Source organism: Moorella mulderi DSM 14980 (genome assembly GCF_001594015.1).
GTDB classification, from domain to species: Bacteria; Bacillota; DSM-521; order Neomoorellales; family Neomoorellaceae; genus Neomoorella; species Neomoorella mulderi.
Genome location: NZ_LTBC01000056.1, coordinates 1 through 713, shown reverse-complemented (window position 1 = coordinate 713; position 713 = coordinate 1). Strand labels below are relative to the sequence as shown.

The following is a 713-nucleotide window of genomic DNA, read 5'->3' as shown; positions in this document are numbered from 1 at the left end:
CCCTCTTGATCATCGAATATATGTTCCCATATAATATGTTTAGAAGGTAGGAGGTGGAATCCTTGCCAGCTAATTGGATCCAGCAAGGTCTGTGGCTAAAATTAAACTGCCTGGTGCCGGTCTACGGTAGCGGCGATGATGCCGGCAACTATACCGAGGTCTGGCTGGATGACGGCCGGAAAATCCTTGACCGGCGCCGGACGAAGACTGTCTTAAAGGCCCTGGCCGCCCATCTGGGCGTATCCTGGCGGCAGGAGTATACCGCCTGGTCCCGGGAAGGCCGCAGTCACCTGGCGCCCATTGTCCTGGGGCCGGAAATGGTCCTGGTACCTTTACGCCTGCGCCGGCCCCGCTGCCGCGATGAAGGCGGCACAGGCTATGTCGTCGGCGGCAAGGTAAAAAGTTTTGAGCCTTTTGTCGAGGGCTTCTTTCGCACCCGGCTGATCCTGGCCGGCAACCAGGTCCTGCCCTGCCTTTTAAATATGGATACCCTGGCCCTGCGCCTGCTGGACGGGGAAAGGGCCCTCCAGCGCCGCCGGGAAACCTTTTGTAAACTATCCGCCCGCGGTACCGCCTGCCGCGAAAAAAACAGTTGCTACCTGCTGGTAGATCCCGGCGGCAGTACTGTCGCCGCACAGCTCATCGACCGCAAGGGCGACGTCCTTATCCTCCGCCGGGAAGATAAATTGAGCCCCCTGTGACGGCAGGGGGCT

At 59.6% G+C, this 713-nt stretch carries 1 protein-coding gene; it reads left to right on the top strand.

The window, feature by feature from the left end:
- The first annotated feature begins 62 nt into the window (after nucleotides 1-62).
- The gene (locus MOMUL_RS15225; protein ID WP_062286255.1) at nucleotides 63-701 is read left to right on the top strand and encodes a hypothetical protein; all 639 of its coding nucleotides are present in this window, start codon (nucleotides 63-65) and stop codon (nucleotides 699-701) included.
- Nucleotides 702-713 lie beyond the last annotated feature (12 nt).